Raw genomic sequence first — 3,739 nt, 5'->3', positions numbered from 1 at the left:
TGCTGGCCTACAACTGCTCGCCGTCGTTCAACTGGCGCAAGCACCTCGACGACTCGACTATCGCGCGGTTCCAAAAAGAGCTTGGCGCAATGGGATTCAAGTTCCAGTTCATTACGCTCGCAGGCTTCCACGCGCTGAACTACTCGATGTTCGATCTGGCTTACGGCTACGCCCGCAACCAGATGAGCGCCTACGTCGAGCTGCAGGAGCGCGAGTTCGCCGCCGAGGAGCGCGGTTACACCGCGACCAAGCACCAGCGCGAGGTCGGTGCCGGTTACTTCGACCGCATCGCCACCACGGTGGACCCGACCTCGTCGACGACGGCCCTGGCCGGCTCGACCGAAGAGGGCCAGTTCCACTGACGATGCGCGGGCATTGCCCGCGAGGAGGAAGTGGAACCGATGGCCGTGAGCCACTAAGCCCAGGCCGCCGCTACAAGCGTTCGGCTTGACAGCGCAGGCCCCGTCCGGAAACCCTGGGCGGGGCCTGACGCATATCGAGAGGACTCTCAGCAGTGAGCAATGGGATTGAGCGCGTTGGTGTTATCGGCGCCGGGCAGATGGGCGCGGGCATCGCCGAAGTGTCGGCAAAGGCCGGCGCCGACGTGGTGGTCTACGAGCCCACCGACGAACTGGCCGCCGCGGGCAAGGCCCGGATCGAGGCCTCGATGGAACGTGCGGTCAGCAAGGGCAAGCTGCCCGCTGACGATCGCGACGCGACCCTGGCCAGGCTGCGCTACACCAGCGCGCTGTCCGACCTCGCCGACCGCGAGCTGACCATCGAGGCGATCGTCGAGAACGAGGCCGTCAAGGCCAAGGTTTTCGCCGAGCTCGACGAGATCATTACCGACCCTACCGCCGTGCTCGCGTCCAACACCTCGAGCATCCCGATCATGAAAATCGCTGCGGCGACCAAGAATCCGGGCCGCGTGCTGGGGCTGCACTTCTTCAACCCGGTACCGGTCTTGCCGCTTGTCGAGCTGATCAACACGCTCGTCACCAATAACGAGGCGCTGGAGCGCGTCGAACACTTCGCCAGCGAGGTGCTCGGCAAGAAGGTGGTGCGCTGCGGCGACCGTTCCGGCTTCGTGGTCAACGCTCTGCTAGTGCCCTACCTGCTGTCGGCCATCCGGATGGTCGAGTCGGGCGTCGCGTCGATCGAAGACGTCGACACCGCCGTCGTTGCCGGCCTGTCGCATCCGATGGGTCCGCTGCGGCTGTCCGACCTCATCGGGCTCGACACGATGAAGCTGATTGCCGACGCGATGTACGACGAGCTCAAGGACGCCCACTACGCCCCGCCGCCGTTGCTGCAACGCATGGTCGAGGCAGGTTTGCTTGGCAAGAAATCGGGTGAGGGTTTCTATACCTACTAGGCCCCCGAGTTGCGGTGAGTAACACACCTTTGCGACAGCGGTCCTTGCAGCTGCGGTGAGTTGCTCTCCACAGGCGCGGATGAACTTTGATAGGTCATCGGTGGAATGACTACGTTACGGCCGTACTACGAAGAGTCGCAGGCGATCTACGACCTTTCCGATGAGTTCTTCTCGCTGTTTCTCGATCCCACCATGACCTACACATGCGCCTACTTCGAGCGCGACGACATGACCCTCGAAGAGACGCAAACCGCCAAGATCGATTTGGCGTTGAACAAGCTGAACCTCGAGCCGGGAATGACGTTGCTGGACGTCGGATGCGGCTGGGGCGGGGCGCTGGTCCGGGCGATCGAGAAGTACGACGTCAACGTCGTCGGCATCACGCTGAGCCGCAACCAGTACAAGTACAGCCAGACCAAGCTGGCTAGTGTCCGGACCGAACGCACCGCGGAAGCGCGGCTGCAAGGCTGGGAAGAGTTCGACGAGAAGTCGACCGGATCATCACCGTCGAAGCCTTCGACGCGTTCAAGAAGGAGCGTTATCCGGCATTCTTCGAACGCGCCCACGACATAATGCCCGACGGCGGTCGGATGCTATTGCACAGCATTTACACCCATCCCTGGACCTACTGGCATGAGCACGGCGTCAAGGTCACGATAAATGACCTGAGATTCATGCGGTTTATCCAGCACGAAATTTTCCCTGGCGGCCAACTGCCGTCGAGAGAGGACATCCTCGAGTTTTCCCGGGCCGCCGACTTCTCCTGCGAGCAAGTCGAAATGCTGCGCCCGCACTACTCCCGGACGCTGGACACCTGGGCCGACAATCTGGCCGCCAATCGAGATCGCGCAATAGCCGTGCAGTCCGAGGAAGTCTACGAGCGCTACATGCGCTACTTGAGGGGCTGCGCCGACTTCTTCCGCCGAGGAATCACCGAGGTCGCCCAGTTCACCCTGATCAAGTAACCGTCGATCAGGCGGCCGGTTTTTCCATGGTGAACTGACATACATTGGTGTAGCCGTCGCGGAACAGCTCCCGGCAACCGGTCAGGTACTTCATGAAGGTGTTGTATTCGTCTTCGCCTTTGAGCTCGATCGCCTCGTCCTTATGCGCTTCCAGCCCCTTGGCCCACGTGTCCAAGGTGCGAACGTAGTTGTGCCCGATCATGTGGTGGCGGGTGATGTCGAAACCTGCACCGGTCGCGTACTCGTCGACAACGGGAATTGTCGGCAACCGCCCGCCGGGATAGATCTCCCTCCGGATGAAGCTGATGAACCGGATCAGCGACATAGTTCGCTTCAGTCCCATCTGCCGGCCTTCTTCTTCAGTGGGCACCACGATCGAGTGCAACAGCATGACGCCATCGTCGGGCAGCACGTTGTAACACATTTTGAAAAAGTCGGCGTATCGCTCGAAAGTGCCTACGCCGTCCGCGAAATGCTCGAACGCGCCCAGCGACACGATGCGGTCCACCGGTTCGTCGAATTGCTCCCAGCCCTGCAGCCGAACGTCTTTGGTCCGCGGAGAGTCCATCTCGGCGAACTTTTGCTGGCAGTGCGCAAGCTGGTTGTCGCTCAACGTCAGCCCGATCACGTTGACGTCGTACTTTTCGATCGCGTGCCGCATGGTGGAGCCCCAGCCGCAACCGATGTCGAGCAGCGTCATGCCGGGCTCAAGCCCTAGCTTGCCCAGCGCCAGATCGCGCTTTGCGCGCTGCGCCTCTTCCAACGTCATGTCGTCGCGCTCGAAGTACGCGCAGCTGTAGGTCATCGACGGATCGAGCCAGAGCTTGAAGAATTCATTCGAGCGGTCGTAGTGCGACTTGATGTGGCCGACATCTGGCTTCAGAGCCGTCTCACCAGCGTTTTCACTTCCGCGCGTCATCATGGCCGAACTTATACCCCTCGTCAGGTCGCGGCAATCACCGCCGACGTTCAACTTATCCGTGTCCAGTTTTCCGGCACCCCGGATTGCCGGATCTAGGATTTTATTCGTAGCTGCAGGGGTACCAGACTGGTGGAAAGGGCTTCGAAGCCCTAAAGGACGGGAACGAAAAGCAACGCCATGGCGCAGCTGTCGACCGGAAATGGTCTTCCCGATGTGGTCGTCACCGGCATCGCAATGACGACCGCCCTTGCCGCCGACGCCGACAACACCTGGAAGAAGCTGCTGGACAAGCAGAGCGGGATCCGCACGCTCGATGATTCATTCGTCGCGGAGTTCGACCTGCCGGTGCGTATCGGTGGACATCTGCTTGAGGATTTCGACCACGAGCTGTCGCGGGTGGAGCTGCGCCGGTTTCTGCGTCTACAAAAAATGTCGACCGTCGTCGGCCGGCGAGTGTGGACGAATGCCGGCTCGCCC

At 61.3% G+C, this 3,739-nt stretch carries 3 protein-coding genes and 2 pseudogenes; 4 read left to right on the top strand and 1 reads right to left on the bottom strand.

Features of this window, described 5'->3' with window-relative positions:
- The 3 genes and pseudogenes from WB785_RS07685 to WB785_RS07675 form a co-directional block, all read left to right on the top strand.
- Nucleotides 1-362: pseudogene (locus WB785_RS07685) on the top strand (isocitrate lyase); the annotation flags it as partial.
- A gap of 152 nt (nucleotides 363-514) precedes the next feature.
- Nucleotides 515-1,375 carry a 3-hydroxybutyryl-CoA dehydrogenase gene (locus tag WB785_RS07680; protein ID WP_424078243.1) on the top strand — a complete coding sequence of 287 codons (861 nt, stop codon included), beginning with the start codon at nucleotides 515-517 and terminating at the stop codon, nucleotides 1,373-1,375.
- A 105-nt stretch (nucleotides 1,376-1,480) separates the two neighbouring features.
- A pseudogene (locus WB785_RS07675) lies at nucleotides 1,481-2,340 on the top strand (cyclopropane mycolic acid synthase family methyltransferase).
- Between the two features lie 7 nt (nucleotides 2,341-2,347).
- Here WB785_RS07675 and WB785_RS07670 read toward each other — a convergent pair.
- Nucleotides 2,348-3,262 carry a cyclopropane mycolic acid synthase family methyltransferase gene (locus WB785_RS07670; RefSeq protein ID WP_424078242.1) on the bottom strand — a complete coding sequence of 305 codons (915 nt, stop codon included), beginning with the start codon at nucleotides 3,260-3,262 and terminating at the stop codon, nucleotides 2,348-2,350.
- A 177-nt stretch (nucleotides 3,263-3,439) separates the two neighbouring features.
- On the opposite strand from WB785_RS07670, the gene WB785_RS07665 reads away from it, so the two are divergent.
- Nucleotides 3,440-3,739, top strand: a 300-nt coding sequence (locus WB785_RS07665) for a beta-ketoacyl synthase N-terminal-like domain-containing protein (protein WP_424078241.1), incomplete at its 3' end; no start/stop codon positions are given.

The sequence above is a fragment of the Mycobacterium sp. genome (genome assembly GCF_049585075.1).
Taxonomy (GTDB): Bacteria; Actinomycetota; Actinomycetes; order Mycobacteriales; family Mycobacteriaceae; genus Mycobacterium.
Note: the sequence above shows the minus strand (reverse complement) of the source record. Positions and strands in the feature narration are given on the sequence as shown.

Coding starts and splice junctions, on each gene's coding strand:
- WB785_RS07670 (WP_424078242.1), bottom strand. CDS start 3,262: ATGATGACGCGCGGAAGTGAAAACGCTGGTGAGACGGCTCTGAAGCCA.